The sequence below is a fragment of the Pseudomonas sp. ASL9 genome (genome assembly GCF_056680335.1).
Genome location: NZ_CM155277.1, coordinates 1,584,681 through 1,608,557, shown reverse-complemented (window position 1 = coordinate 1,608,557; position 23,877 = coordinate 1,584,681). Strand labels below are relative to the sequence as shown.

Below are 23,877 nucleotides of genomic sequence, written 5' to 3'. Positions count from 1 at the left end.
CTGTTCGGCGCGATGATTCTGTTAAAGATGTCTCTCCTAATAAGAACAGTGGCAGAAGAGGTAACCCGTGGAGCAAGAAGCCTGGCAGGTGCTTATTGTCGAGGATGATCAGCGTCTGGCTGAACTGACCCGTGACTACCTTGAGAGTAATGGTCTGCAGGTGACGATCGAAGGCGATGGCGCTCGCGCTGCTGCACGGATCATCGCCGAGCAGCCGGATCTGGTGATTCTCGACCTGATGCTGCCTGGCGAAGACGGCCTGAGCATTTGCAGCAAGGTGCGCGATCATTACGACGGCCCGATCCTGATGCTCACCGCACGCACGGATGACACCGATCACATTCAGGGTCTGGACATGGGCGCCGACGACTTTGTCTGCAAGCCCGTGCACCCTCGTGTGTTGTTGGCGCGCATTCATGCGTTGTTGCGGCGCAGCGAAGGGCCTGAGCCTGAGGCGGCCACGAACCCCCGGCGTCTGGTGTTCGGCCCGCTGGTCGTCGACAACGCTTTGCGCGAAGCCTGGCTGCAAGACAACAGCATCGAATTGACCAGCGCCGAGTTCGACTTGCTATGGCTGCTGGTGGTCAACGCCGGGCGCATTCTTTCCCGCGAAGAAATATTCACCGTGCTGCGCGGCTTCGGTTATGACGGTCAGGATCGCTCCATCGATGTGCGCATCTCGCGGATTCGACCCAAAATCGGCGACGATCCGATTCATCCCCGCTTGATCAAGACCATTCGCAGCAAAGGTTATCTATTCGTCCCGGAAGCGGCACAAGACCTGACGTGCTACGTGCTGAACACCTGACGCCATGAACTCCATCTTCCTGCGCATCTACGGCGGCATGCTGGGCGTGTTGGTGCTGGTGGCGTTGCTGGGTGTGCTGACCCTGCACCTGGTCAATCAGGTACGCGGCGAGCAGTACCGCGAGCGCCTGGCCCACGGCACCTTCACCCTGATGGCCGACAATCTGCAACCGATGAACGCCATCGACCGTCGTCGTTCGCTGGCGGTGTGGGAGCGTTTGCTGGGGATTCCATTGGCCCTGCAAACGGTCAGTGAAGCCCATCTCGACAGCGGTGATCAAAGTCGTTTGCTGCACGGGCAGGCGGTGGTCGAACAAACCGGGCCCCATGCGGCCAAGGTGTTTCGGCTGGTCAGCGAGGCTGAGCAGTTGGTGTTGACCGGTGAAGTGCAGCAAATCAGCGAGCAATTGGCGCGGGCGACGATTTATCTGCTGACCGACGAACTGGTGCGCTTCCCCATCGATGAACAGCCCAGCCGCCTGGCTGCCCTGAAGCGGGACAAGGGCTTTGGTTTTGACATCAGCCTGATCCGTCTTGAGCAGGCCGATGTCGATGAGGATCAGCGGCGTCGGGTCGATGAAGGCGATACCGTGATGGCGCTGGGCAAGGGCGGTGATTCGATCCGCGTGTTCGCGGGCATGGTCGATACGCCGTGGGTGCTGGAAATCGGGCCTCTTTACCAAATGAACCCTTATCCGCCTGAGTTGCTGGTGCTGATTGCGTTTCTGGGCCTGTGTTTTATCGGCGTGGTGGTTTACCTGTTGGTACGTCGGCTCGAACGACGTCTGTTGGGCCTGGAGTCGGCGGCCACGCGCATTGCCAAGGGCAGCCTGGAAACCCGCGTGCCGACGACCGGAGCTGACTCGGTTGGCAGGCTGGCGGCGGCGTTCAACGGCATGGCTGAGCATTTGCAGCGCTCGCTGGCAATGCAGCGGGAGCTTGTACGCGCGGTCTCCCATGAACTGCGCACGCCGGTGGCGCGTTTGCGTTTCGGTCTGGAAATGATCGGCGAGGCGACCACCCAAGAGGCCCGGGATAAATACAGGCTCGGCATGGACAGCGATATTCAGGATCTCGACAAGCTGGTGGATGAGATGCTGACGTACGCGCGATTGGAGCAGGGTTCGCCTACCCTGAGTTTCCAGCGCATCGATCTGGATGCGTTGGTCAATCAGGTGATCGCCGAACTGGCACCGTTGCGCGGCAACGTCACTGTCACGCGTGGGCAGTGCCTGGCGGCGGCCGACAACGATGGGGCGTGGGTCGAGGCTGAGCCGCGTTATCTGCACCGGGCATTGCAGAATCTGGTGAGCAACGCCATGCGTCACGCCGAATCCCGGGTCACCGTCAGTTATCAGGTCGGTCAATTGCGCTGCCGCGTCGACATCGAGGACGATGGTCCTGGTGTGCCGGAAAACGCGTGGGAGCGGATATTTACGCCCTTCATGCGCCTGGATGACAGTCGCACCCGCGCTTCGGGGGGGCATGGCCTGGGCCTGTCGATCGTGCGGCGAATCATTTACTGGCACAACGGTCGGGCGCTGATCAGTCAAAGCAAAAATCTAGGCGGCGCCTGCTTCAGCCTCGCGTGGCCACGTCAGCAGGAAAAGCCGTAAGTCAACGCGCGGCGATGCTGACCAGACTCAGTAACTGACCCTTTTGCACGCTGAACTGTGCGTCCAGTTCGGTGCCGTTGCGCCACTCGCTGGACAGGTCGATCTGCAAGCGCAGACGGGCGCTGCCGCTGTCCGACCACTCCAGCAATTGCGCGTCTTTGAAATAGAAATGCTTTTGCACGAGGGGGTAGATCGCCTTGAACAGGCTTTCTTTCAGGGAAAAGGTCAGGGTGACCAGCAGTGCAACCTGTTCCTCTGGGCCTGCAGCCATCCGTTGCAATTCATCGTCGGTCAGAATCTCCCCGGCCAGGCGCCGGGCGCGTTCGCTGTCGAGCAGGTGTTCCATGTCCAGACCCAAACCGCGCCATTGCTGTTGGTGTCCGACGATGGCCGCCGCCCAGCCGTGGCTGTGGGTGATCGAGCCACAGATATCCGCTGGCCAGATAGGTGCGCGGTCTTCGCCAGTGCTCGGCACATAGAGCCGGCCGTCAAGCTGCTGCAAAGCTTCCCGGGCGCATAAACGCCCGGCCAGAAACTCGGCCTGACGTTTGGCGACGGAGCGTTGAATGCTGGCGGGCGATTCAATCAGGCAGCGCTGAAAGTCGCCTTCAACCAGAGCGTGCGGATCGAACACGCCGCTGACCAACACCGCGCCAGGCAGGGCAAAGGGCAGCGGCCACTGGTTGATGAGCGCGGGGCAACAGGCGGGGAGGGTCAAGGGCTGAGTCATGCCCGGCATTTTGCCGTGTCGGAGGCGGGCTGGGTAGGGGCACAGATTAATTGAACTGCGCCCCAGAAGTTGGACACCCATCCGATCTCTAGTGTGTGTCGCTGGGGCTGCGTCGGGCATAGATTAATTGTAGGAGCGGACTTGTCCGCGAAGGCGGTGTGTCAGATACACCGCGTTAAGCTATTCGCAGACAAGTCATCTCTCATCAAACAACCTATAACCAATTGAAAAATAAAGAATAAATATTATTAAATTTTTAGCCAAACGCTGACCCTGTAGTAGCTGCCGAAGGCTGCGATCGGCTGCATAGCAGTCGTAAACTCTGGATTGCTGAAGGTCGTGCCGACCTTTTCGCAGCCTTCGGCAGCTCCTACAGGGACCCAGTTTGCTCCGCGACAGCGCAGCGTCGAAGACGCGGCGAGGCCTCCTACAGATTGAGGCCCGCCATAGATCTCTTGCAGGATCAGGTATTCAGCCAAACACCTTCTTCAAAAATGCCTGCATGTCCGCCCATGAATGCTTGTCGGCGGCTTTGTCGTAGGCGATGTCCGGGGCATTGGGGCCTTTGCCCAGGCGGTCGGCGTCGGGGTTGCTGAAGCCGTGTTTGGCGCCGTCGATGCCGACGAACTTATAGTCGGCCCCGGCTTTGTCCATTTCTGACTTGAAGGCCACGACGCTGTCCGGGGTGATCATGGTGTCGCTGTTTCCGTGTTCCACCAGAATGCGGGCCTTGATACTTCCGGGCGCAGCAGGTGTCTTGGTGGCCAGCATGCCGTGGAACGTTACCACCCCGAGCAAGGGCTCACCACGGCGCGCAGCGTCAAGCACTACGCCGCCGCCAAAGCAGTAACCAATGGCGGCTATTTTGTTCGGGTTGGTCTGTGGTTGTTTTTTGAGCTGCGCAAGCCCTGCGTCGAAGCGCTGAGCAGCGCCGGCACTGTTTTTCATCGCCTCCATCATGAAGGCCATGGCGTCTTTGGGATGTTCGGTGTTTTTGCCTTCGCCATACATGTCGACGGCCATGGCGCTGTAGCCCAATGCAGCGAGCTCACGGGCGCGGCTTTTGGCATAGTCGTTCAGGCCCCACCATTCGTGTACTACCAGCACGCCGGGGCGTGGGCCCTTGATTGCCTCGTCGTAGGCGTAATAGCCGATCAGTTTGGTGCCGTCTTCACTCTGATAGTTGATGGTTTCAGTCTTGATCGCGGCCTGAGCCAGCCCGCTCAGGGCCACCATCACTAAAGCTATCCAGAAACGCATGGTCGGTGACTCCTGTTGTCATTAAGGTGTGTGGATTTGTCGTCTAGAGCCTAGCCGATTGTTCGGCGCAGAGGGGGTGGCTCCGTTCAGCTTAGGTTCAGGGCGTGTTCAGGGGGTGTTCAGGGCGGGGTGATTAGTCTTGCGGTGTACCCCCAATAGCGCTTGGCGCAAGAGAACATCACTATGCTCACTTCCAATAGGCTTTTTTATGCTTTGGCTTTTCTGGGTGGTAGCACCGCTGCCCACGCCGCTGACGCTACCGGCAATCTCGTTCAGGCGAAAACTGGCGCGAAAATCGACAAACCGGGTGCCGATCTGAAGGCTGTCCGGAATCACTATCGCTCGAGTCACCTTGACGTTACGGGCACTTATAACGGTATTCCACTGAGCCACGCCATGCTGCTCGGCAGCTTCGACCCGACGCGGCGCTCCACTTTCACCTTTTGACCAGAAGACTGTTGCTGGACATTTTCCGCCCAGCCCGCACACTCAGCGGGCTGGGCGATGTTCTATGGGGCACGTTGTAATAATCTTAGCCTGGAGAGGAATGATTTTGTCTGGGAGAGCTTCATGAAACTGCTGGTGGTTGAGGATGAGGCGTTGTTGCGCCATCACTTGCAAACCCGACTGACCGAGAGCGGCCATGTGGTCGAGGCGGTGGCCAATGCCGAGGAGGCGCTGTATCAGGCCGGGCAGTTCAACCATGACCTGGCGGTCATCGACTTGGGCTTGCCTGGCATGGGCGGGCTGGACTTGATTCGCCAATTGCGCTCCCAAGGCAAGGCGTTCCCGATCCTGATCCTTACTGCCCGAGGCAACTGGCAGGACAAAGTCGAAGGGCTGGCCGCCGGCGCGGATGACTATGTGGTCAAGCCGTTCCAGTTCGAAGAGCTGGAGGCGCGTCTCAATGCCTTGTTGCGCCGCTCCAGTGGTTTTATCCAGTCGACGATCATTGCTGGCCCGTTACTGCTGGACTTGAACCGCAAGCAGGCCTCTCTGGACGAACAGCCTCTGGCGCTGACCGCCTACGAATACCGGATTCTCGAATACCTGATGCGTCACCATCAGCAGGTGGTCGCCAAAGAGCGCTTGATGGAGCAGCTCTATCCTGATGACGACGAGCGCGATCCGAATGTGATCGAGGTGTTGGTCGGACGCTTGCGTCGTAAGCTGGAGGGCTCGTTGGGGTTCAAACCCATCGAAACAGTGCGTGGTTTGGGTTATCTGTTCACTGAGCGCTGTCGATGATTCGTTCGCTGCGCCTACGGCTGATGATGGCCGCCACGATTCTGGCGGTGATCTTCATGCTGGCGCTGTTGCCAGCGTTGCAGGGTGCTTACAGCCTGGCCCTGCAGGACGCCATTGAGCAGCGCCTGGCCTCGGACGTGACCACGATGATTTCCGCTGCACGGGTCGAGGAAGGCCATTTGCTGATGCCCCTGCTGTTGCCGGGCGAGCAATTCAATCTGCCCGACAGCCGCTTGCTCGGTTATATCTACGACCGTAATGGCGAACTGGTTTGGCGTTCGCGAGCTACCGGAAAAGCAGACATCGACTACCGCCCGCGTTATGACGGGTCGGGTAATCAGTTCGCCAAGATCAAGAAAGCCAACGGCGAAGAGTTTTTCGTCTATGACGTAGAAATCAAACTGCTTGGCGGCAGAAGTGCAGCGTTCAGCATCGTCGCTTTACAGCCAGTGCGCGAATACGAAGTGATCATCTCTGCGCTACGCGAGAAACTCTATCTGGGCTTTGGTGCTGCCTTGGTGGTGTTGCTGGCCTTACTCTGGATGGGCCTGACCTGGGGCCTGCAAGCGTTGAAGGGGTTGAGCCAGGAGCTGGACCAAGTGGAGGCGGGCGATCGGGAAAGCCTGAGCGAGCAGCACCCGATAGAGTTGTTGCGCCTGACGGGCTCGTTGAACCGTCTGCTGCTCAGCGAGCGCGAGCAGCGCATCCGCTACCGTGATTCCCTGGGCGACCTGGCCCACAGCTTGAAAACGCCGCTGGCGGTGTTGCAAGGCGTCAGCGAAACCATGGCCAAACGTCCGCAAGAGCTGGAGCAGGCACGCCTCCTACAATCGCAGATCGAACGCATGAGTCAGCAGATCAGTTACCAGTTGCAACGTGCCAGCCTGCGCAAAAGTGGGCTGGTGCGGCACCACGTGGTTTTGCGGCCGGTGGTCGAAAGCCTGTGTAATACCTTGGACAAGGTCTATCGCGACAAGCAAGTCCGCGTCCATTTTGATCTGCCTAACGGATGCCAGGTGCCGATGGAGCAGGGCGCATTGCTGGAAATGCTCGGCAATCTGCTGGAAAACGCTTATCGCCTGTGCCTGGGCCGAGTACGCATCAGCATGCGTCTGTCGCAGTCCGGCAGTGAGTTGTGCGTCGAAGACGATGGCCCAGGCGTACCTGAGAGCCATCGGGCGCGGATTTTACAGCGTGGTGAGCGGCTGGATCGGCAGAATCCGGGGCAGGGTATCGGCTTGGCGGTGGTTAAAGACATCATCGAAAGCTACAACGCTCGCCTGACCCTGGATGATTCACCCTTGGGCGGGGCAGCATTCCGGATTCATTTTCCGGCCAGTTGAAGCGTCCGGTGACCTTGAATTCACTCCCACAGTACAGGCTGTGTGGGAGCGAATTTATTCGCGAATGGCTTCACGCGGTATATATATATATATATATCTGGCACGCCGCTACTGAGGGGGCGGTGCCAACCAGTCAGACCTCCTGAGCCCGGTAAGCTCCCGGTGTCAGCCCGGTCCACTTCTTGAACGCACGATGAAAGGCCGACGGTTCGGAAAACCCCAACTGTTCGGCGATCTGTTGCAGTGACAGCTCGGCGTGGCTCAAGTAATAAATCGCCATGTCGCGGCGCAGTTGATCCTTCAATCCCTGAAAACTCGTACCTTCTTCACGCAGATGCCGGCGCAGGGTCTGCGGGCTGATGTGCATCTGCTCGGCGACGCTTTCCAGATCGGGCCAGCGATTGCAGTCACGGCTGAGCAGGCGTCGCAGTTGATTGCTGAGGCTGTCGCCATCGTCGGGGCGAGCCAGCAGGTCGGCGGGGGAGCGTTCGAGAAAGCGCTTGAGCGTGCGCTCGTCCTGCAATAGCGGCATGTTCAGGTAGCGCGTGTGAAACAGCAGACTGGTGCTCTCGGCGTTGAACAGGGTCGAGCAAGGGAACAGCAGTTCATATTCGCGGCTGTGTTCTGGCGTGTCATAACTGAATGTCGCTTGCTCCAGACGGATGCGCTGGCCGATCAGCCAACTGCCGAGGCGATGCCAGATCACCATCAGGCATTCGCTGAGAAAATGATCCGGGTCCCGCAGTGCGGAATCGTCCAGGCTCAGCCGCGCCCAATCGCCCTCGCGGTGCAAACTCAGGCGCGGAGCATCGGGGAATAGGCTATAAAATAATAAGCCGCGACTGAGTGCTTTTTCGAGGCTGCGGCAGTGGATCAGCGCATGGCACATCATGGCAAACGTGCCGCGCTTGCTCGGGCCCTGGCCGAAGCCCATGTATTCGTCGTCCAGGTGCTGCCAGACCAATTGGATCAGGCGAGCGAACTGCTCCGGAGCGATCCGGGCGCGAGGTTCACTCAACAGCTCAGGCGCAATGCCCGATTGCAGCAGCAGGCTCGAACACTCAATGCCACGTCGTTGCGCACCACTGAGGGCGGCGCGAGCGAAATGGCTGGCTATTGTGCGTTGGCGCATTAAGGGTGCTCATCCGGGGACGGGTCGATGGTAGCCATCGGATGGGTCATGGACAAGGCGGATAACCGCCAATGCAGAGGGTGTTTTTGTGGTAACCGGCGGAAAACCGCCATATTTTAGGCCGCTAATGGCTCCAATGCTGGCGCAGGCCCCTGGATTAATTGACCCAAAGCGGTTTTCTAGAAAGTGGCGCGGGCTTTGCTATAAGACACCAAGAGGTTTGCGAAGGGTCCGCCCCGCAACTCGACAAAACAAATCCCTCCAGTGCAGGAGGGTTAGCGCTTTATGGCATCGCGTGCATCAGATGGATGATGCCTGACGGTGCTCTTGAGGAACTTGCAATGACGACTCGTCAGCCACTGTATAAATCCCTGTATCTCCAGGTCATCGTAGCCATTGTTATCGGTGTTCTGATTGGCCACTTTTATCCGCAAACCGGTGTGGCGTTCAAGCCGCTGGGTGACGGGTTCATCAAACTGATCAAAATGATCATCGCCCCGATCATTTTCTGCACGGTCGTCAGCGGTATCGCTGGCATGCAGAGCATGAAGTCAGTCGGTAAAACCGGTGGTTACGCGCTGCTGTACTTCGAAATCGTTTCCACTATTGCGCTGCTGATCGGCCTGGTCGTGGTCAATATCGTGCAGCCGGGTTCCGGCATGCATATTGACGCGTCTACCCTGGACGCCTCCAAAGTCGCGGCCTACGTTGCTGCAGGCGCTGACCAGAGCATCACCGGCTTCCTGCTCAATATCATCCCGAACACCATTGTCGGCGCTTTCGCCAACGGCGATATCCTGCAAGTGTTGATGTTTTCGGTGATTTTCGGTTTCGCCCTGCATCGCCTGGGTGCTTACGGCAAGCCGCTGCTGGACTTCATTGATCGCTTCGCCCACGTGATGTTCAACATCATCAATATGATCATGAAGCTGGCGCCGCTGGGTGCTTTCGGCGCCATGGCCTTCACCATCGGTGCCTACGGTGTAGGTTCGCTGGTGCAGCTCGGCCAGTTGATGCTGTGCTTCTACATCACCTGCGTGATCTTTGTGCTGGTGGTGCTGGGCGGCATCGCTCGGGCTCATGGGTTCAGCATACTCAAGCTGATCCGTTACATCCGTGAAGAGTTGCTGATCGTACTCGGTACGTCCTCTTCGGAATCCGTCTTGCCGCGCATGCTGATCAAGATGGAGCGCCTGGGGGCGAAGAAATCGGTCGTCGGTCTGGTTATTCCAACCGGCTACTCTTTCAACCTCGACGGTACTGCAATCTACCTGACCATGGCTGCCGTGTTCATCGCCCAGGCGACTGACACCCACATGGACATCACTCACCAGATCACCTTGCTGGTGGTGTTGTTGCTGTCCTCCAAGGGCGCAGCCGGCGTCACGGGCAGTGGGTTCATCGTGTTGGCCGCCACCCTGTCTGCCGTTGGCCACCTGCCGGTTGCCGGTCTGGCGCTGATCCTGGGTATCGACCGCTTCATGTCCGAAGCCCGCGCGCTGACCAATCTGGTCGGTAACGCTGTTGCGACCTTGGTCGTGGCCAAGTGGGTCAAGGAGCTGGACGAAGACCAACTGCACATCGAATTGTCTTCCGGTGGTCGCGGGATCTCCAATGCCGGTCCAGAAGATGATCTGGGCGTGAATGAAGGGGCGATTCCAACTGCACCTGCATCCACGGCCTCGCATAAAACTGCATAACGCTGCGCAGTGATGAAAAAACCCATCTTCGGATGGGTTTTTTTACGCGTGGCGTTTGATCGAATCAGTCAGCGATGATGAGTGGTGAGGCCATTGAAGCGTAGCAATGAGCTGCTTACTGTGGAGACCTCAGGTATGAAGTCTGGATACAAGGCTGCTAAGGGGTACACATGCAAGGACCATTGACATCGCTCAAGATTCTCGATTTCTCCACATTGTTGCCGGGCCCGTTCGCGTCGTTGCTGCTGGCTGACATGGGCGCCGAAGTGCTGCGCATCGAGTCGCCGACACGCATGGATCTGCTGAAGGTATTGCCGCCCCACGATCATGGGACTTCTGCCAGCCACGCCTACCTCAATCGCAATAAACGCAGCCTCGCCCTGGACCTGAAACAGCCGCAAGCGCTGGAGGTGGTCAGGCAGTTGGTGGCTGAATACGACATCGTGCTTGAACAGTTTCGACCGGGCGTCATGGATCGCTTGGGGTTGGGCTACGAAGCCTTGAGGGCGATCAACCCGAAGCTGATTTATGTCTCGATCACCGGTTACGGCCAGACGGGGCCTTATCGGGATCGCGCCGGGCATGACATCAACTACCTGGCACTGTCCGGGATCGCCAGCTATACCGGGCGCCAGGATGGCGGGCCGATTCCCTTGGGGATTCAGGCGGCGGATGTGGCGGGAGGGTCGCTGCATGGGGTGATCGGCCTGCTGGCTGCGGTGGTTGCGCGTCAGCAAACGGGGCTCGGGCAATATGTCGATGTCAGCATGACCGACTGCGTGTTCAGCCTCAATGCGATGGCCGGGGCTGGCTATCTGGCGTGCGGCGTGGAGCCTGCCCGGGAAAGTCAGATGCTCAATGGCGGCAGCTTTTATGACTACTACTGCAGTCGCGATGGCCGTTGGTTCTCCGTGGGCAGTCTGGAGCCTGCGTTCATGCAACCACTGTGCGTCGCCCTGGGACGTCCGGAACTGGCCGCGCTAGGCCTGTCGCCGAGCCCCGAAGTTCAAGCGTCGTTAAAACGCGAATTGAAGGTCGAATTCGAGAAGCGCTCCTTCGATGCGTTGCGCGAGTGCTTCGCCGGTCTGGATGCGTGTGTCGAGCCGGTGCTAAGCGTTGCCGAGGCAGTCAAGCACCCACAATTGCAGGCGCGGGAGTTGGTCAGCCAAGTACCTCGTGAAGATGGTAGCTTGCAGGCGCAGATTGCCTGTCCGCTGAAATTCTCCGAGGGATTGCCTGAGCCCCGTCATATCGGTGTGAGGTTGGGTGCGCACAGTGAGGAAGTGTTGGCGGGTTTGGGCTATAGCGCTGAGCGGATCGCTGAGTTGCGGGTGGCAGGGGTTATAGCGTGACCGCTTTCGCGAATGGCTGTACGCGGTGCCCCTGACACGCCGCATCACTCGACCCGCACTTCTCCACTGAACACCAGCGTCTCGCGGCAGCGACGGCACAAATAACGTCGACCCTTCCTGACCAGCATGTGGCGCTGGGCGGAAAACGGAAAATCGCTGCTGGCGCAGGGGCAGCGGTAGATGTAGCGGGTCACGCTGCGGCGTTTGATCGCATACGTGTGGCAACGATTGGGCGGGAGTTCGTACACCCCGCGCATGATCAACTGCCATTCTTCGCCATGGGGCTGAATGCGTTCGCCAAACAATTGATGGGCGATCAAGTGAGCGACTTCGTGGGCGACCGTCTGCTTGAGGAAGTCTTCACTGTTCTCTCGGTACAGCTGTGGGTTGAAGCGCAGCAGGTTCTCATGCAGATGGGCGACGCCCGCTTTTTGACCGCGCAGCTTCAGGCTGACCACCGGACGTTTGAAGGGGCGTTTGAAAAAGGCTTCGGCTTGTTGATAACAGACTTCGAGGCGGGTATTGAGCTGTTCGGGCATTCTTAAAGGCTCTCCAGAGGTGGCAAGTATGCCGTAAAGCCCTGATTGGCTGAAAACTGAAGGTGCCCAATGGTCGTCATTTAACAAATGAGCCGCCTCAAAGGGCGGCTCATGATCAGCGGTTAACTGTCATTCAAATGCGTTCAATTGGTGTATTCAGGCCCTACACCGACGCCCCATAGTACGACGGTGAACGCCATGATGGCGACCAGCACCACCAGGCCCACGGCCAATACGGAGCTTGAGAACATGAAACCTTCATCGGAAGGGATTTTCATGAACGTCGGTAAGCCGACATACAGCAGATAGACCGTGTAACAGATGGCCGCCACACCCGTGATCATCCCCAGCCACATATGTGGATACAGTGCCGCCAAGCCGCCGATGAATAGCGGTGTTGCGGTGTAGGTGGCGAAGGCGACGCAGCGCGCCAGGCTCGGGCTGGCGTTATAAGTACGTGCCATCCAGTGTATGAACGCGCCCATGACCGCCACGCCAGCGAGCATGGCGATATAGGACATGATGGTCATCCACAGCGCGCTTACGGGGGTCAGCATGACCGCCGCTCGACTGCCGATTACCCAGCCCACCTGGGTCGTACCGATATACGCTGATATGGCGGGAATCGCCGCGAGAATCAGGGTGTGAGTGAGGTACATGTGGCCTATGCTTTCTTCTTTTTCGCCACGTATTTGCTGCCATTCTTGATCAGGATGGGTGAACAGTCCGATAACGTGATGGATCATGCCGGTCACTCCTTTTTATTTTACCGTCGCCCCCCAGCGGAGCGCCTGTCGGACTTAAGTGCCACGGCAGGTATAAGGCCACAGCCTCGCTACAGGAATGGGTGGGACCTTAAGACGCAGTATAGGAAGGGAAGAAGCGGCGCTTTAGAGTAGTTTGCGCTCTAACGGCCGCTGTTAATCGCGACGCGCTATTTCAGTGCCGACACTAAATCGGCATGCACCTATGACCCTTGTCGCGTAAAATGCTGGCTTTTTACTGCGTCACCGCTAGCGGATATCAGCGCCATGGGCACCCTTTCAGTCACTCAGAACAAACTGCAAAAACGCCTGCGTCGGCTCGCGGGCGAAGCCGTGGCCGACTTCAACATGATTGAGGAGGGCGACAAAATCATGGTGTGCCTGTCTGGCGGTAAAGACAGCTACACCCTGCTCGACGTGCTCCTGCATATGCAGAAAGTGGCGCCGATCAAGTTCGACATTGTGGCCGTGAACATGGACCAGAAGCAGCCAGGTTTCCCCGAGCATGTGCTGCCTGCGTACCTCAAGGCGCTGGGCGTTGAGTACCACATCGTCGAAAAAGACACCTACTCGGTGGTCAAAGAGCTTATTCCTGAAGGCAAGACCACCTGCTCTCTATGCTCGCGTCTGCGCCGGGGCACGCTGTACACCTTTGCCGACGAAATCGGTGCGACCAAGATGGCGCTGGGTCATCACCGCAACGACATCATTGAGACCTTTTTTCTCAACCTGTTTTTCAGTGGCACGCTTAAGGCCATGCCGCCAAAGTTACGGGCTGATGATGGCCGCAATGTGGTTATCCGCCCCCTGGCGTACTGCACCGAGAGCGATATTCAGGCTTTTTCCGATCTCAAAGCCTTCCCGATCATTCCGTGTAACCTCTGCGGTTCTCAGCAAAACCTGCAGCGCCAGGTGATCAAGGACATGCTTCTGGAGTGGGAACACAAAACCCCGGGGCGCACCGAAAGCATCTTCAGCGCCTTGCAGAACGTGCAGCCGTCGCAGCTGGCGGACCGTAATCTGTTCGACTTCACCCACCTGCGTATCGATGAAACCGCGGCCTCGCGCTTCGTCGATATCGTGAACCTCTGACCGACCCCGACGCTCTGTTCTATTTGCTGCATGACACCTGACCTTGGCAAGGTGTCAGACCTCTATCAATTGTCAGTAGGAAAGGGCATGCGCGATTACAAATGGCTTCATGAATATTGCCTGAACCGTTTTGGGTCGGCCTCGGCGCTCGAAGCGCATTTGCCCGTCCCCAATTCCTCGGTGCAACTTCGCCAAATCAGCAATGATCGTTACCTGTCGGCGCTCGCCCGTCGGGTGTTTCGCGCAGGTCTCAAGCACAGTCTGGTGGACGCCAAATGGCCGATGTTCGAAGAAGTGTTCTTTCGCTTCGATCCGGAGAAGGTCGTGCTGATGGGGGCCGAACACCTGGAACGCCTGATGCAGGACGCACGGATCATTCGTCATTTGGGCAAACTGAAAAGCGTGCCGCGCAATGCGCAGATGATTCTGGACATCAGCAAAGAGAAGGGCAGCTTCGGTCATTTCATCGCGGATTGGCCGGTGACCGATATCGTTGGCCTGTGGAAGTATCTGGCCAAGCACGGGCACCAACTGGGTGGGATGTCAGCGCCGAGTTTTCTGCGCATGGTCGGCAAAGACACGTTCATCCCGACCTACGACGTGGTCGCCGGGCTCAATGCGCAGGGCATCATCGACAAAGTGCCCACCAGCCTCAAGGACCTCGCCACCGTGCAAGGCGCGTTCAACCAGTGGCACGCCGAGAGTGGCCGGCCGATGTGTCAGCTGTCGTTGATGCTGGCGTATACCGTCAACCACTGACATCGGATCAAGTCATTCGCGAATAAATTCGCTCCCACAAGGATTGTGCAATTCCAAGCGAATTCATTCGCGAAGGGGGCTGTCAGACCGCACCTTCCCCTGCCAGCTTGCGGTCGCACTGAAAGCGCCAGCGCACATACAGCAAGGCGCTGATGAACACCGCCAGACTCGCCAGCATCTCCAAGGCACCGAACAGGCTGCGATTGGGGTCGAAAAAGGCCAGTGCGCCTTTGATGAAATACAGGTTGATCACAAAACAGGTCCACGAATGACCACGGGCGCTGCCGGAGAGCATGCCGGGGATGAGCACCATCAACGGCACTAGTTCGATCAGCAGGATCACCCAAGGGCGCGCGCCATGCAGGTCGGCGAAGATCAGGTCATGCGCGGCCAGCAGTAGGATCAGGCCGAAAAAGCAGATCAGGCTGGCGATCCGGCTGAGACGCACGCGCGGCTCCAGCCATTCCAGCGCGGGCAGAACTTTAGGCTTTTTAGCCACGAGGCGTCTCCAACAACAATGCGGTTTTAGCCAGACGCTGGCCGAGGGCGCGACACAGGGTGATCTCGTGTTGATCCAGCGCGCGTTTGCCGTCAGCACCGGCATGGTGGCTGGCACCATACGGCGTACCGCCGCCGCTGGTTTCCAGCAGCGCGGCTTCGCTGTAGGGCAGGCCGGTGACCAGCATGCCGTGGTGCAGCAACGGCAAGAGCATCGACATCAGCGTGGTTTCCTGGCCACCGTGCAGGCTGGCGGTGGACGTGAACACGCTGGCGGGCTTACCGACCAAGGCGCCGGTCAGCCACAGCGTGCTGGTGCCATCGAGAAAATATTTAAGTGGCGCGGCCATGTTGCCAAAACGCGTCGGACTGCCCAAGGCCAGGCCGGAGCAGTTTTTCAGGTCGTCGAGGCTGGCATATAAAGAGCCTTGCTCGGGGATGCTGGGCGCAACAGCTTCAATTTCGGACGAAATCGCGGGCACGGTGCGCAGCCGCGCTTCCATGCCGCCCAACTCGATACCCCGACCAATCTGCCGGGCCATCTCGCTGGTCGAGCCGTTGCGGCTGTAGAACAAAACCAGAATGTACGGCGTACTCACGGCAGGATCTCCAGCACGCTTTCTGGCGGACGGCCGATGGCGGCTTTGTCGCCAACGACCAGGATCGGCCGTTCGATCAGTTTTGGGTGCGCAGCCATTGCGGCGATCAGTTGCTCATCGCTCAGGCGGGTATCCGCCAGGTTCAGGGTTTTGTATTCATCTTCGCCGGTGCGCAGCAATTCCCGGGCGCCAATGCCCAGTTTGCCCAGCAGGTCGCGTAATTGCGCGGCGTCTGGCGGGGTTTCCAGGTAGCGGATAATGGTAGGCGTCAGGCCTCGGGCCTCGAGCAGTTCTAGCGCACCGCGAGATTTCGAGCAGCGCGGGTTGTGATAAAGCGTCAGATCGGTCATTTGCGGGTCGCATCTTGCGTAATGTGGCGGCTATTCTACCTGTGTGAGGTCTGCTCCTGAACCTTGGGCGGTGATTGGTCGCAGTTAAAGTGAATATCTTGATAAAGGAATGGCACATGACAAGGCGATTGGCTGCGATAGTGACGCTCATCGGCAGTTTGCTGCTCAGTGGTTGTGGTGCGGATCTGGGGCCCGATCAAAACGGGCAGCAGGTTGCCAGTGAACGGATCGACAAGCATTGGCTAGTGATCAATTACTGGGCTGAGTGGTGTGGGCCATGTCGTACGGAGATCCCGGAACTCAACGCGCTGGCCAATCAGCTCAAAGACCAGCCGGTAAGCGTGTTCGGGGTCAACTTCGACGGCCTGCAAGGCGAGGACCTGAAATCCGCCATGGGGGCTCTGGGTATTACGTTCACCGTCCTGGTCCAGGACCCGGCCGAACATTACGATCTGCCCCACAACGAAGCCCTGCCGGTGACGTACATCATCGACGACAAGGGTAAGGTGCGGGAGCAGTTGCTCGGCGAGCAGACGGCAGATGGCGTAAGCAAGCGGTTGGCGGCATTGCGGAGCGAGGGGTAGCGCAGGTCAGTCACCGCGAGCCATTCGCGAATGAATTCACTCCTACAGGGGATCGCATATCTTCTGTGGGAGTGAATTCATTCGCGAAGGCGGTGCAGTTAAATCAGCTGTCTTCCAGCCAGAATCGCAGCGGTTTGCCTTCGGTAGGCCACAGCCGCAGTTGGTCGATCGGCGAGATGTCCCAGCGTTGCACTTTGGTCAGGGCATCGAGGAAGCGTTGTTCTTGCTCCATCAAGGCTGGCGCGCACATCTTGCGGGTGCTGCCGACCATGCCGAAACTGATCGTGTCGTTCTCCACCGTAAACGGCGCGAACCAATGATTGCAGCCCGCAGTACCGTAAGCACGACCATCCTCGCCGAGGGTCATGGTCAGGTGGCTGCGGTCGATCAGCGGATTTTCACCGATCCATTCCAGCATGTAGCCCCGATCGCGGGTCAACTCTACTGGTTTATCGGCGCAGCCCATCAGGGTGCTACCGAGCAGGCCAAGCAGGACCGCGCGAATCATGCGGCTTTCTCCTGGCACTTCGAGCAAAAGTGCTTGTCACCCTCGGTTTTCCAGCCCAGCTCGGCAATGCGAGCGACGGCTGCGGGCTTTTGCGCTTTGATGCCGAGCTTGGCGTCGACTGCGAACTCGACGTTCAGCTCTTTCGCGCAACCGTTGCAACTGACCTTCCACTGATGAATCGCCAGTTCAGCGAAGACCGGACCCTGCGTCACCGCGACCCATTGGCCGCGAGGGTTGATCAGGTGCCGGACTTTGTCCACGGTCAGGCGCATGGACAAGTCCTTGCTGCCTTTAAGGGTGACCAAGAGCACATCATCAGCGTGGATCGAGCCGCCGTTGCCGGTGACTTGATAACGACCGGGGGCCAGTGCGCGGACCTCTGTCAGTGTGTGTTGTGGGTTAAGCAGGCTGTAGCGGAAATCGTGTTCGACCATGGGTCCTCCAAATCTGCGCGCATCCTAGCACGCAGCCTGTTATTAACCCTCGATCAGATTCTGCGGCGAGCCCTCGGCCCACGCCGCGATGTTGTCCAGAGTAGTCTGGGCAATGGCTCCCAGCGCCTCGCGGGTCAGAAAAGCCTGATGAGCGGTAATGATCACGTTGGGAAATGTCAGCAAGCGGGCCAGCACATCGTCCTGTAAGGGCAGGTCGGAACGGTCTTCGAAGAACAGTTGCGCTTCTTCTTCGTACACATCCAGTCCCAGATAGCCTAATTGCCCGCTTTTCAGCGCGTCGATCAGCGCTGGCGTGTCGACCAATGCACCACGACCGGTGTTGATCAGCATCGCGCCGGGTTGCATCTGCGCCAGGGATGCGCTGTTGATCAGGTGTTTGCTGTGCGCGGTCAGCGGGCAGTGCAGGCTGATGATTTGTGCCTGCGCCAGCAGTTCCGGCAAGCTCAAGTAGCGCGCGCCCAGGGCTTCGACCTGCGGGTTAGGGTAGGGGTCGTGAGCCAACAGCGTGCAACCGAACCCTGACATGATCCGGGCGAAGGTCGCGCCGATCTGACCGGTGCCGACGACGCCCACGGTTTTACCCGCCAGATCGAAGCCGGTCAGCCCATGCAGGGTGAAGTCTCCATCGCGGGTGCGGTTGTACGCACGGTGCAGATGACGGTTGAGGGCCAGAATCAAGGCCACGGCATGTTCGGCTATGGCGTGCGGAGAGTAGGCGGGCACGCGCACGACGCTGAGCCCGAGTGTGCGCGCGGTCGCCAGATCCACATGGTTGTAACCTGCCGAGCGCAAGGCGATCAGGCGCGTACCGCCTGCGGCCAGTTGTTCGAGCACCGGCGCGCTGAGGTCGTCATTGATGAAGGCGCAGACCACCGGACAGTGGTGCGCCAGCTCAACCGTGTCCAGATTCAGGCGTGCCGGTTGGAAATGCAGCTCCACGCCCCCCGGTAAGCGGGCCGCGAGAAAACTGTCGCGGTCGTAGTTCTGACTGCTGAATAAAAGGGTACGCATGACAAACACTCCTGTGTGACGGCATTCGCAGGCACGCCTGCTCCCACAGGATCGAGGTCAGGCACACGATGTTGTGACAAAACTCAGATTCACTGTGGGAGCAGGCTTGCAACTACGCGTCCCGCCGCGAAGACGTCAGTTCTGACAATAGGGATTACACAATCCTTCGAATTTTCCATTGCCGCAGATCAAGCGGTCACCCGCGCTTCGAGGGCCAGTCGTGTGATGGCCATATCCAGCTCGTCGAGGGCGGCTATGGCCTCGGGTGCATCCTGCTTGAGCAAGGTTTCACTGCGTTGACAGGCCGCACGCAGTTGCGGAACCCCGCAATAACGGGTTGCACCATGCAGGCGATGCACCCTCTCGATCAATGCCAGTTTGTCGTGGGTATCGCGGGCGCAGCGGATGGCTTCACGGTCGGTGTCCAGTGAGGCCAGGAGCATCGCCAGCATGTCTGCCGCCAGATCAGCCTTGCCTGCCGCCAGGCGCAAGCCTTCTTCAGGGTCGAGCACATGCAGACCCGCACCGTTACGCATGTTTTCGTTGTGACGTTTTGGCGCCTGATTACGCAGCGCCAGACCGGTCCATTTGAGTACCACCTGGGCCAATTGCCGTTCACTGATGGGTTTGGTCAGGTAATCGTCCATGCCGCTTTGCAGCAGGGCGCGTTTTTCGTTGGCCATGGCGTGGGCGGTGAGGGCGACGATTGGCAGAGAGGTGCTTTGCCGCTCGACCTCCCAGGCACGGATCGCTTCGGTGGCCTGACGCCCGTCCATGCCGGGCATCTGCACGTCCATCAGCACCAGGTCGAAGGCCTCTTTCTGTACCGCATTCACTGCGGCATAGCCACTGTCGACGGCCAGCACTTTGGCGCCCATGTCTTCGAGCAGCGTTTGTACCAGCAGCAAATTGGCCGGATTGTCATCGACGCAGAGCAGGTGCGGCGCCCGGCTGGACAGGGGTTGGGCGGTATCGCTGCGCTGTTGTCTGGGGCTGATCAGTTCGGCCAGGCTGCGCCGCAGCTTGCGCGTACAGGCAGGTTTTACCTGCAACTGGCTGTGGGCGTTGGGCACGGCCAACTGAAATTGCCCCTGCTCGGTGGTCGGGCACAGCACCAGCACTTTGCAGCCAAGGTTTTCAAGGTCCCAGATGTGTTGGCGCAATCGTTCAGGTGTGAGCTCATGGGCGGTGATGCCTAGCACCGTCAAATCAAAGGACTGCGGTGTCTGATGCGCCGCTGTGACGCCGTTGATCAGGCTTTCCAGGTTGTTGAACACCACCGCTTCCAAACCGCAATCTTCCAGCTGATGCTGCAAGGCCTGTCGTGCCAACTGATGATTTTCCAGCACTGCGACCCGGCGCCCGAGGAGAGGCGGGGCAGGCAGGTCTTCCAGGTCATCGTGGGTTTTAGGCAGGTTCAGGCTGATCCAGAATTCCGAGCCTTCCCCCGGCGTGCTGTCGACGCCTATTTCGCCGCCCATCTGCTCGATCAGTCGTTTGGAAATCACCAGCCCCAACCCGGTGCCGCCCGGTTGTCGCGACAACGAATTGTCTGCCTGACTGAAGGCTTGAAACAGCGTTCGAACGTCCTGGCTTGACAGGCCGATGCCGGTGTCCTGCACGCTGATGCGCAGTTGTACGCTGTCTTCTTGTTCATCTTCGAGCATGGCGCGGGCGACGATGGTGCCTTCGCGGGTGAACTTGATCGCATTGCTGACCAGATTGGTCAGAATCTGCCTGAGCCGCAACGGATCGCCGAGCAGCGACAAGGGCGTGTCGCGATAGACCAGGCTGACCAGTTCCAGCTGTTTCGCATGGGCGGCCGGAGCAAGGATGGTCAGAACGTCCTGCAGCAGGTCGCGCAGGTTGAATGGAACGCTGTCGAGCACCAGCTTGCCGGCTTCGATTTTTGAAAAATCGAGAATCTCGTTGATGATGCCCAGCAGGTTGTCGGCGGACTTTTCGATGGTGTCCAGGTAATCCAGTTGGCGGGGGGTCAGCTCGCTTTTTTGCAGTAGATGGGTAAAGCCGAGGATGCCATTGAGCGGGGTGCGGATCTCGTGGCTCATGTTGGCAAGGAATTCGGATTTGATCCGGCTGGCTTCCAGCGCTTCTTTGCGCGCCAGGTCCAGCTCGATGTTCTGGATTTCGATGGTTTCCAGATTTTGCCGTACGTCTTCGGTGGCCTGATCGATGCTGAGCTGCAATTCTTCCTGGGCATTTTGCAAGGTGGCTGCCATGCGGTTGATGCCGGAGGCCAACTGATCCAGCTCTATACTGCCCAGCGGAGGCAGGCGGGTTTCGAGGTTGCCGTCCTTGAGTTGTGCCACTGCCAGCTTGATCCGGCTGATCGGCACGTTGATGGTGCGGCTCATGCGCACCGCCACAATCGCCGTCAGAACCAGCCCTGTGGCGATCAGGAGCAGGCTGGCGAACAGACTGCGATAACCCCGTAGCAAGGTCCCGTTATGGGACAACTCCAACTCGACCCAGCCAAGCAGGCGGTCGGCCTCTTCGGGAATGATGTCGCCGCTCAGATGACGCTGACGGCCGAACACCGGCAGTAGATAGCGGGTGGCGTCGTTGCCGGAGCGCTGCAGCAAGTGAGTGCTGTTACCGATGGGTGACTGATTGATCATGCTTGGCCCGGCGTGGGCCAGCAGATTGCGGTCGGCACCGAGAAAGGACACGGCGCGCACATCGGTCTGCTCCAGCGCTTGTCCGGCGATACGCTCAAGCAGTACCCGGTCACTGTGGCCCAGCGCCGGGGCGGCCAGGGGCGCCAGTTCTTCGGCGATCATTTCACCGCGTTGCAGCAGTTGGGTTTGCAGGTCGGACAGTTGCATCCACGTGAAATAACCGCCCAGCACCACTGCCATCAACAGGGCAGGGACAGTGGTCAACAGCAGCACACGACCTTTGATACCCAGCTTGTTTAGCACGTTATTTACTCCAGCACCCACGCCACACTCTGTTCAAGACCGCATCCCGCGATCAATATTCCCGCAGTGTAGCGAGTTGCTTGCGGGCAATCCCGGCAAATTACCCAACGCTCACTTAATCCAGGTCGGCCGTCAGCGTTACACGGTCCAGGCAACAATCCCGGCGGAAGCGAATTCATTCGCGAGGCTATTTATATAACGCAGTTGAGTCCGCATTGGTTGCTTATATCTTTTTGCCCTATGCAGCGCACTTTGCGTGATATGGGGTTTAGACGTTTGCCGTTATGATAGGCACCCCCGCAGTCTGATTGCGAAGACACCATGACCCTGCAGTATCAAACCATCGCCGATTGCGTCGGCAACACCCCGCTGGTTCGTTTGCAACGCCTGCCCGGTGACACCACCAATACCCTGCTGTTGAAGCTTGAGGGCAACAACCCTGCCGGCTCGGTCAAGGACCGCCCGGCGCTGTCGATGATCACTCGCGCCGAACTGCGTGGGCAGATCCATCAGGGCGATACCCTGATCGAAGCGACTTCAGGCAACACCGGCATCGCGCTGGCCATGGCTGCTGCGATCAAAGGCTACCGGATGATCCTGATCATGCCGGACAACTCCAGTGCCGAACGCAAAGCGGCGATGACCGCTTATGGCGCCGAGCTGATTCTGGTCAGCAAGGACGAGGGCATGGAAGGCGCCCGCGACCTGGCTGAACGTATGCAGGCCGAAGGCCGTGGCAAGGTGCTCGATCAGTTCGCCAACGGGGATAACCCAGAAGCGCATTACGTCAGCACTGGCCCGGAAATCTGGCAGCAGACCGGCGGCACCATCACCCACTTCATCAGTTCCATGGGCACCACGGGCACCATCATGGGCGTCTCGCGTTACCTCAAGGAGCAAAACCCCCAAGTGCAGATCATTGGTCTGCAACCCATGGACGGCGCCTCCATCCCTGGCATTCGTCGCTGGCCGGAAGAGTATCTACCGAAGATCTATCAAGCCGATCGCGTCGACCGAATCGTCGATATGGCCCAGGCCGAAGCCGAAGACGTGATGCGCCGATTGGCCCGCGAAGAAGGCATCTTCTGCGGCGTGTCGTCCGGTGGTGCCGTAGCCGGCATGTTGCGCCTGTCCCGTGAAGTCGAGAATGCGGTCATGGTCGCTATCATTTGTGACCGGGGCGACCGTTACTTGTCGACCGGCGTCTACGATGTGCCTAACTGATGGCCAAGCAAGAGAGAGGCCTGCGCTTCCAACCCACGGGTGGCACCAAGGCGCCCCAAGTGCCGACCGGCAAGAAACAACGGTTGATCATTGAACGCCTGGCTAACGACGGACGCGGCATAGCGTTTGTCGAAGGCCGCACCTGGTTTGTGGCGGGGAGTCTGGCCGGTGAAGAGGTCGAGGCGCGGGTACTCAACGCCCATGGCAAAGTCGTGGAAGCCCGCACTGAGCGCGTATTCAAGGCCAGCCCGCTGCGCCGGCCCGCACCCTGCGCGCATTTCGGCCGGTGTGGCGGTTGCAGCGTCCAGCATTTGCCTCATAGCGAACAGCTTGCCCTGAAACAGCGCATGCTCGCTGAGCAGCTGACCCGGGTTGCGGGTGTCGAGCCCGAGGAGTGGGCGCCGCCGTTGACCGGTCCGGAATTCGCCTATCGGCGTCGGGCTCGGGTCGCCGTACGCTGGGACGCCAAGGCCAAACGGCTTGATGTGGGTTTCCGGGCTGCGTCCAGCCAGGACATCATCGCCATCGAAGAATGCCCGGTGCTGGTACAGGCCTTGCAACCGATAATGACCGAGCTGCCAGGCATGCTGCGTCGTTTCAGCAAGCCGCAGGTTATTGGGCATGTCGAGTTGTTCAGCGGTTCATCGACGGCCGTGCTCCTGCGCCATACTGCGCCGTTGGTCGAGGCCGATCGGGCGACGCTGCAAGCGTTCTGTCAGGCCCATGATGCGCAACTGTGGCTGCATGGCGAAGGCGAGCCGCAACCGGTCGACCCACGTCAGTCATTGGGCTATCGACTGGAACAGTGGGATTTGCAATTGGCCTACCGGCCGGGTGATTTCATTCAGGTCAACGCGGCGGTCAACGCCGCGATGATCGCCCAGGCGCTGGACTGGCTGGCGCCCAAGGCCGATGAGCGGGTTCTGGATCTGTTCTGCGGGCTGGGTAACTTCGCGCTACCGCTGGCCAAACAGGCCCGCGAAGTGGTGGCGGTAGAGGGCGTTGAGACCATGGTCGAACGTGCCAGAGGTAATGCAGCGAGCAATGATTTGCATAATGTGCAGTTCATTCAGGCCGATTTGACCCAGCCGTTGGCACTTGCGAGCTGGGCCGCAAATGGCTTTTCTGCGGTACTCTTGGACCCACCGCGTGACGGTGCTTTCGAGGTGGTACGCAAGCTCTCGACATTGGGCGCTAAACGGTTGCTTTATGTGTCATGCAACCCCGCAACTTTGGCGCGCGATACTGTCGAATTGATCAAGCAGGGCTACAGATTAAAACGCGCCGGAATCCTTGATATGTTCCCGCAAACGGCCCATGTCGAGGCGATGGCTTTATTTGAAGCGAGTAAGTGAGCGGCACGG

The 23,877-nt window shown here is 59.0% G+C and carries 25 protein-coding genes; 12 read left to right on the top strand and 13 right to left on the bottom strand.

Annotated features, from left to right (window positions below; translation table 11 throughout):
- Positions 1-67 precede the first annotated feature (67 nt).
- Together AC1ME2_RS07520 and AC1ME2_RS07515 are read left to right on the top strand one after the other, a co-directional pair.
- Positions 68-808, top strand: a complete 741-nt coding sequence (locus AC1ME2_RS07520; RefSeq protein WP_480440141.1) for a response regulator — start codon at positions 68-70, stop codon at positions 806-808.
- 4 nt (positions 809-812) lie between these two features.
- Positions 813-2,423, top strand: a complete 1,611-nt coding sequence (locus AC1ME2_RS07515) for an ATP-binding protein (protein ID WP_480440140.1) — start codon at positions 813-815, stop codon at positions 2,421-2,423.
- Position 2,424: 1 nt separating this feature from the next.
- Here the strand turns inward: AC1ME2_RS07515 and AC1ME2_RS07510 are convergent, their stop codons facing one another.
- The 3 genes from AC1ME2_RS07510 to AC1ME2_RS07500 form a co-directional block, all read right to left on the bottom strand.
- Positions 2,425-3,153, bottom strand: coding sequence for a 4'-phosphopantetheinyl transferase family protein (locus AC1ME2_RS07510; protein WP_480440139.1), 729 nt, complete (start codon positions 3,151-3,153; stop codon positions 2,425-2,427).
- Between the two features lie 248 nt (positions 3,154-3,401).
- Entirely contained in the window at positions 3,402-3,632 is a 231-nt protein-coding gene (locus AC1ME2_RS07505) for a hypothetical protein (protein WP_480440138.1), read from the bottom strand.
- On the bottom strand, positions 3,625-4,413 hold the full coding sequence (locus AC1ME2_RS07500) for a dienelactone hydrolase family protein (protein ID WP_480440137.1): 789 nt from the start codon (positions 4,411-4,413) through the stop codon (positions 3,625-3,627). Before AC1ME2_RS07500 ends, AC1ME2_RS07505 begins: the two co-directional genes overlap by 8 nt.
- A 183-nt stretch (positions 4,414-4,596) precedes the next feature.
- Between AC1ME2_RS07500 and AC1ME2_RS07495 the strand changes: the two genes are divergently transcribed.
- The 3 genes from AC1ME2_RS07495 (at position 4,597) to AC1ME2_RS07485 (ending at position 7,004) form a co-directional block, all read left to right on the top strand.
- Positions 4,597-4,860, top strand: coding sequence for a hypothetical protein (locus AC1ME2_RS07495; RefSeq protein WP_480440136.1), 264 nt, complete (start codon positions 4,597-4,599; stop codon positions 4,858-4,860).
- Between the two features lie 123 nt (positions 4,861-4,983).
- On the top strand, positions 4,984-5,661 hold the full coding sequence (locus AC1ME2_RS07490; RefSeq protein WP_480440135.1) for a response regulator: 678 nt from the start codon (positions 4,984-4,986) through the stop codon (positions 5,659-5,661).
- The gene (locus AC1ME2_RS07485) at positions 5,658-7,004 is read left to right on the top strand and encodes an ATP-binding protein (protein WP_480440134.1); all 1,347 of its coding nucleotides are present in this window, start codon (positions 5,658-5,660) and stop codon (positions 7,002-7,004) included. Before AC1ME2_RS07490 ends, AC1ME2_RS07485 begins: the two co-directional genes overlap by 4 nt.
- Positions 7,005-7,137: 133 nt before the next feature.
- Here AC1ME2_RS07485 and AC1ME2_RS07480 read toward each other — a convergent pair whose 3' ends face one another.
- Positions 7,138-8,136, bottom strand: a complete 999-nt coding sequence (locus AC1ME2_RS07480; protein WP_480440133.1) for an AraC family transcriptional regulator — start codon at positions 8,134-8,136, stop codon at positions 7,138-7,140.
- 341 nt (positions 8,137-8,477) lie between these two features.
- Between AC1ME2_RS07480 and AC1ME2_RS07475 the strand changes: the two genes are divergently transcribed.
- Positions 8,478-9,836, top strand: a complete 1,359-nt coding sequence (locus AC1ME2_RS07475) for a dicarboxylate/amino acid:cation symporter (protein WP_480440132.1) — start codon at positions 8,478-8,480, stop codon at positions 9,834-9,836.
- 170 nt (positions 9,837-10,006) lie between these two features.
- A complete protein-coding gene (locus AC1ME2_RS07470; protein ID WP_480440131.1) occupies positions 10,007-11,188 on the top strand; it encodes a CaiB/BaiF CoA transferase family protein in 1,182 nt (393 codons plus the stop codon).
- Positions 11,189-11,232: 44 nt separating this feature from the next.
- On the opposite strand, the gene AC1ME2_RS07465 is transcribed toward AC1ME2_RS07470, so the two are convergent.
- Positions 11,233-11,727 carry a SprT family zinc-dependent metalloprotease gene (locus tag AC1ME2_RS07465; protein ID WP_480440130.1) on the bottom strand — a complete coding sequence of 165 codons (495 nt, stop codon included), beginning with the start codon at positions 11,725-11,727 and terminating at the stop codon, positions 11,233-11,235.
- 143 nt (positions 11,728-11,870) lie between these two features.
- Positions 11,871-12,473 (bottom strand): Yip1 family protein, encoded by a 603-nt coding sequence (locus tag AC1ME2_RS07460; RefSeq protein ID WP_480440129.1) that lies wholly within the window; start codon positions 12,471-12,473, stop codon positions 11,871-11,873.
- 285 nt (positions 12,474-12,758) lie between these two features.
- Between AC1ME2_RS07460 and ttcA the strand changes: the two genes are divergently transcribed.
- Positions 12,759-13,583: a tRNA 2-thiocytidine(32) synthetase TtcA gene (gene ttcA, locus AC1ME2_RS07455; protein ID WP_480440128.1), complete on the top strand. Its 825-nt coding sequence runs from the start codon at positions 12,759-12,761 to the stop codon at positions 13,581-13,583.
- Between the two features lie 87 nt (positions 13,584-13,670).
- Positions 13,671-14,342, top strand: coding sequence for a DNA-3-methyladenine glycosylase I (locus AC1ME2_RS07450; protein ID WP_480440127.1), 672 nt, complete (start codon positions 13,671-13,673; stop codon positions 14,340-14,342).
- A gap of 82 nt (positions 14,343-14,424) precedes the next feature.
- On the opposite strand, the gene AC1ME2_RS07445 is transcribed toward AC1ME2_RS07450, so the two are convergent.
- Genes AC1ME2_RS07445 through arsC form a run of 3 tightly spaced genes read right to left on the bottom strand, consistent with a single transcriptional unit; the run spans position 14,425 to position 15,789 of the window.
- Complete coding sequence (locus AC1ME2_RS07445; RefSeq protein WP_480440126.1) at positions 14,425-14,841, bottom strand: DUF2069 domain-containing protein; 417 nt, start codon at positions 14,839-14,841, stop codon at positions 14,425-14,427.
- Positions 14,834-15,439: an NAD(P)H:quinone oxidoreductase gene (gene wrbA, locus AC1ME2_RS07440; protein WP_480440125.1), complete on the bottom strand. Its 606-nt coding sequence runs from the start codon at positions 15,437-15,439 to the stop codon at positions 14,834-14,836. The genes AC1ME2_RS07445 and wrbA overlap by 8 nt, the downstream gene beginning before the upstream one ends.
- A complete protein-coding gene (arsC, locus tag AC1ME2_RS07435) occupies positions 15,436-15,789 on the bottom strand; it encodes an arsenate reductase (glutaredoxin) (RefSeq protein WP_480440124.1) in 354 nt (117 codons plus the stop codon). Before arsC ends, wrbA begins: the two co-directional genes overlap by 4 nt.
- 116 nt (positions 15,790-15,905) lie before the next feature.
- Between arsC and AC1ME2_RS07430 the strand changes: the two genes are divergently transcribed.
- Complete coding sequence (locus AC1ME2_RS07430) at positions 15,906-16,373, top strand: TlpA disulfide reductase family protein (protein WP_480440123.1); 468 nt, start codon at positions 15,906-15,908, stop codon at positions 16,371-16,373.
- A 103-nt stretch (positions 16,374-16,476) separates the two neighbouring features.
- Here AC1ME2_RS07430 and AC1ME2_RS07425 read toward each other — a convergent pair whose 3' ends face one another.
- From AC1ME2_RS07425 to AC1ME2_RS07410, 4 genes are all read right to left on the bottom strand, one after another.
- Positions 16,477-16,881 carry an META domain-containing protein gene (locus AC1ME2_RS07425; protein WP_480440122.1) on the bottom strand — a complete coding sequence of 135 codons (405 nt, stop codon included), beginning with the start codon at positions 16,879-16,881 and terminating at the stop codon, positions 16,477-16,479.
- The gene (locus tag AC1ME2_RS07420; RefSeq protein ID WP_480440121.1) at positions 16,878-17,315 is read right to left on the bottom strand and encodes a hypothetical protein; all 438 of its coding nucleotides are present in this window, start codon (positions 17,313-17,315) and stop codon (positions 16,878-16,880) included. The genes AC1ME2_RS07425 and AC1ME2_RS07420 overlap by 4 nt, the downstream gene beginning before the upstream one ends.
- A 42-nt stretch (positions 17,316-17,357) precedes the next feature.
- Positions 17,358-18,347 (bottom strand): 2-hydroxyacid dehydrogenase, encoded by a 990-nt coding sequence (locus AC1ME2_RS07415; protein ID WP_480440120.1) that lies wholly within the window; start codon positions 18,345-18,347, stop codon positions 17,358-17,360.
- 188 nt (positions 18,348-18,535) lie between these two features.
- Positions 18,536-21,289 (bottom strand): response regulator, encoded by a 2,754-nt coding sequence (locus AC1ME2_RS07410; protein ID WP_480440119.1) that lies wholly within the window; start codon positions 21,287-21,289, stop codon positions 18,536-18,538.
- Positions 21,290-21,610: 321 nt separating this feature from the next.
- Here AC1ME2_RS07410 and cysM point away from each other — a divergent pair, with 321 nt between their 5' ends.
- Positions 21,611-22,513: a cysteine synthase CysM gene (gene cysM, locus AC1ME2_RS07405; RefSeq protein WP_480440118.1), complete on the top strand. Its 903-nt coding sequence runs from the start codon at positions 21,611-21,613 to the stop codon at positions 22,511-22,513.
- Positions 22,513-23,868: a 23S rRNA (uracil(1939)-C(5))-methyltransferase RlmD gene (rlmD, locus tag AC1ME2_RS07400; protein ID WP_480440117.1), complete on the top strand. Its 1,356-nt coding sequence runs from the start codon at positions 22,513-22,515 to the stop codon at positions 23,866-23,868. Before cysM ends, rlmD begins: the two co-directional genes overlap by 1 nt.
- Positions 23,869-23,877: the final 9 nt, after the last annotated feature.

Bases quoted from the DNA above. Each gene is read 5' to 3' on its own strand.
- AC1ME2_RS07475 (WP_480440132.1), top strand. From the start codon at position 8,478: ATGACGACTCGTCAGCCACTGTATAAATCCCTGTATCTCCAGGTCATC.
- AC1ME2_RS07495 (WP_480440136.1), top strand. From the start codon at position 4,597: ATGCTCACTTCCAATAGGCTTTTTTATGCTTTGGCTTTTCTGGGTGGT.
- AC1ME2_RS07425 (WP_480440122.1), bottom strand. From the start codon at position 16,881: ATGATTCGCGCGGTCCTGCTTGGCCTGCTCGGTAGCACCCTGATGGGC.
- AC1ME2_RS07465 (WP_480440130.1), bottom strand. From the start codon at position 11,727: ATGCCCGAACAGCTCAATACCCGCCTCGAAGTCTGTTATCAACAAGCC.
- AC1ME2_RS07415 (WP_480440120.1), bottom strand. From the start codon at position 18,347: ATGCGTACCCTTTTATTCAGCAGTCAGAACTACGACCGCGACAGTTTT.
- AC1ME2_RS07485 (WP_480440134.1), top strand. From the start codon at position 5,658: ATGATTCGTTCGCTGCGCCTACGGCTGATGATGGCCGCCACGATTCTG.
- AC1ME2_RS07490 (WP_480440135.1), top strand. From the start codon at position 4,984: ATGAAACTGCTGGTGGTTGAGGATGAGGCGTTGTTGCGCCATCACTTG.
- AC1ME2_RS07430 (WP_480440123.1), top strand. From the start codon at position 15,906: ATGACAAGGCGATTGGCTGCGATAGTGACGCTCATCGGCAGTTTGCTG.
- AC1ME2_RS07480 (WP_480440133.1), bottom strand. From the start codon at position 8,136: ATGCGCCAACGCACAATAGCCAGCCATTTCGCTCGCGCCGCCCTCAGT.
- arsC (WP_480440124.1), bottom strand. From the start codon at position 15,789: ATGACCGATCTGACGCTTTATCACAACCCGCGCTGCTCGAAATCTCGC.
- AC1ME2_RS07500 (WP_480440137.1), bottom strand. From the start codon at position 4,413: ATGCGTTTCTGGATAGCTTTAGTGATGGTGGCCCTGAGCGGGCTGGCT.
- rlmD (WP_480440117.1), top strand. From the start codon at position 22,513: ATGGCCAAGCAAGAGAGAGGCCTGCGCTTCCAACCCACGGGTGGCACC.
- AC1ME2_RS07515 (WP_480440140.1), top strand. From the start codon at position 813: ATGAACTCCATCTTCCTGCGCATCTACGGCGGCATGCTGGGCGTGTTG.
- ttcA (WP_480440128.1), top strand. From the start codon at position 12,759: ATGGGCACCCTTTCAGTCACTCAGAACAAACTGCAAAAACGCCTGCGT.
- AC1ME2_RS07450 (WP_480440127.1), top strand. From the start codon at position 13,671: ATGCGCGATTACAAATGGCTTCATGAATATTGCCTGAACCGTTTTGGG.
- AC1ME2_RS07460 (WP_480440129.1), bottom strand. From the start codon at position 12,473: ATGATCCATCACGTTATCGGACTGTTCACCCATCCTGATCAAGAATGG.
- cysM (WP_480440118.1), top strand. From the start codon at position 21,611: ATGACCCTGCAGTATCAAACCATCGCCGATTGCGTCGGCAACACCCCG.
- AC1ME2_RS07420 (WP_480440121.1), bottom strand. From the start codon at position 17,315: ATGGTCGAACACGATTTCCGCTACAGCCTGCTTAACCCACAACACACA.
- AC1ME2_RS07470 (WP_480440131.1), top strand. From the start codon at position 10,007: ATGCAAGGACCATTGACATCGCTCAAGATTCTCGATTTCTCCACATTG.
- AC1ME2_RS07510 (WP_480440139.1), bottom strand. From the start codon at position 3,153: ATGACTCAGCCCTTGACCCTCCCCGCCTGTTGCCCCGCGCTCATCAAC.